General features: G+C 57.0%; 2 protein-coding genes. Both read left to right on the top strand.

The features are described from left to right. The first annotated feature begins 129 nt into the window (after positions 1-129). Entirely contained in the window at positions 130-1,701 is a 1,572-nt protein-coding gene (locus tag D9T14_RS13090; RefSeq protein ID WP_119162943.1) for a polymorphic toxin-type HINT domain-containing protein, read from the top strand. Between the two features lie 522 nt (positions 1,702-2,223). Then, positions 2,224-2,448: a hypothetical protein gene (locus tag D9T14_RS14035; protein ID WP_197720618.1), complete on the top strand. Its 225-nt coding sequence runs from the start codon at positions 2,224-2,226 to the stop codon at positions 2,446-2,448. The last annotated feature ends 245 nt before the right edge of the window (positions 2,449-2,693 follow it).

Raw genomic sequence — 2,693 nt, 5'->3', positions numbered from 1 at the left:
AGCCCTCAACGGACGACTCGAACACCTCCGCGGCACCGCCCTCGGCTTCCGCAACCTCACCAACTACATCACACGCAGCCTCCTCGAAACCGGCGGATTCAGACCCCAACTCCTACACCCTCGATTGGGATGAGCCGTTTTGGTCTTGGCGGCGGGCTGGGCCTGTCCAGTACCGGGACGCTCGGGGTCGACGGGCTCTCGCTTGTGGGCGCCCGGGTTTATGATCCTGCTACGGCTGGTTTCTTGTCCACTGATCCGTTGCCGCCGGTGTTGGGTGCCGGGTGGGCCGCGAACCCGTACTCGTATGCCGGTAATGATCCGGTGAATCTGTCCGACCCCACGGGGTTGCGGCCGCTCAGTGACGCGGACCTGCAGGGGTGGAAGGACCAGCACAAGACCGGGCTTGCGGCTGCTGGGGACTATTTGAAGGAGAACTGGAAATACCTCGCCGGTGGCGCGCTGCTGACCGTCGTTCTGACACCGGTGATGGGGCCGGTCGCCGCTGGCGTGGTTGCTGGTGGTGTCATCAGTGGCTGGCAGAACATCGACCAGCAGCGGGCTGCCGGTGGCCCGTTCGACTGGGGCCAGTTCGGCCTGTCGGTGGGGATTGGTGCTGCGTCAGGGTTGATCGGGGGTGGTGTCGGTGCTGGTGTTGCCCGTAGCGGGCTGGCTCAGGGCATGAGCTGTCTGGGTAGGTCCACGTTCGTTGGTGGCGTATCCGGTGCCGCCGGTGGCGGATTCGCCGGTGGTGCGGGTTATCTGGCCGGGCCCGGTCCGCATACTCCGACAGGCCTGCTGGCCGCGACGGGTAAGGGCGCTGCCATCGGTGGCGGTACTGGCGCCGCTGCTGGTGCCCTGTCCGGGGTCACTGAGACGTCGGCGTATGGGTGCTTCCCCGCCGGCACCGCCGTCTTCATGGCTGACGGCACCAGCAAACCTATCGAGCAGGTCACCGAGGGCGACCAGGTCGCTTCCGTGGATCCGGACACCGGGCAGCGGACTGCGGCGACTGTCACGGGGACTTTCACGCACCAGAGTGTGGCGACCCTGCGCCTGGCCACAGACAGCGGGGAGGTCATCACCACGGCGGCTCATCCGTTCTATGTTGAGGGTAAGGGGTTCACCCCTGCTGGTGAGCTCGTTCCCGGGGATGTGCTCCGGGATCAGGCCGGACAGCCCGTTGAGCTTCTCGCGGTCGAGCCGACCGGCATCACCCAGACCGTTCACAACATCGAGATCGGCAATGCGCACACCTACTATGTTCGTTGTGGCGTTTCTTGGCTCTTGGTTCACAATGAGTGTCACTGGGACAGCGCAGCAGGCAGGTGGCGAGACGCTGACACCGGACGATTCCGGTCCTGTCCAGACACATTCTCAGAAACGGTTGACAAGAACGGACATGTCAACTTCACTGATATCGATCAGATCGCAACGCAAAAGAACTTGCCTAATGAGTGGAAACCCTCTCCCAACCCGAACAAATTCCAAGACGGCGGAATCAAATACAAGCTAGGCAGAGAAATTATCCATGGACATGGGAAGAATATTGATGCCCCACCTGGTTCATACGCAGCAGACAACCCCACCGCAACGATATCCAAAGGGCATAATGTATACCGACAAGACGGAACTTGGGGTAAACTAAAGAGTGATCCAGCTGGCGGTCATCTCCCATTCGATAACTCACCATTTAGCAAATAGCCTACCCGCAGGGATAATCATGCAGTTATTCGAGAAGATTGATCAGATGATCAAGAGACCAACCTCGCTTGAACTTGAGGACGAGATAGTCATAATGTTGAACCTTATGACTCTAAATGATGATGAAATCAGAGGCAATAGGGATTTGTTCCTCGAAATCATTGATAGTTTATGGGATGCCCACTTGGAGGAAAGTTACCGAGTAGAAGACCATGCAGAACAAACGTGTCAAAAATTTTCAGAGTGGCTTGACATCAAATTGCATATGTTGGGAATACCATCTGATGAGATTGATTCGACTGTCAGCACATTTTTAGTTACAAGATCAGACTATATGTAAATGATGATGACATTCCTCGCTCGGCTACCTAACCCCAGCCGAGCATGCTCAACGACGCACTCATTGAATAAACACTGGCGACTCACATAACGACCGGACCTATAGTTTTCATTTATGGCCGTCATGAAACGAAATCGTATTTTTGATGGATTCGGGGGCCTTGTTTTAAATATGATTGAGACATGCAGATCGGGGTCAGCCCGGAAGAAGCCGCTGTTCTGGTCAGGTGGAAGAAACGCTCAGACAATTATGTGCTGGTGCGGATGAAAGCCGAAGCCATCTTGTATGTTTCTCGTGGTGTCGATGTGGGGATTATCGCTGAGATGGTTGAGCGCAGCGAGAAAACCGTTCGGGAGTGGCTTGCCGGCTTGCCGGCTGGCAGGCCAGCAGGATGTGTTCGGTGTTGACTGGGCATGCTGAGAATCAGAACGCGGCGAAACTCACCTGCGCCCAGAAGGAAGACCTCAAGGCTGTTCTGGCGCTGCCGCCGTCTCGGTCCGGTATCGAAGCCGAGTTCTGGGACGTCCTGACTCGTGCCACTTTTGGTTGGTTGGTGGGTGTTTGTGGGTGTTTTGCCTGGTGAGAGCGGGGTTGGTTAGTGTGGTTCACACACTAATCGGGTTGTTGGAGGGGTGGTGTGGCGTACGTTCGG

The organism is Propionibacterium australiense, assembly GCF_003666605.1.
GTDB classification, from domain to species: Bacteria; Actinomycetota; Actinomycetes; order Propionibacteriales; family Propionibacteriaceae; genus Propionibacterium; species Propionibacterium australiense.
Note: the sequence above shows the minus strand (reverse complement) of the source record. Positions and strands in the feature narration are given on the sequence as shown.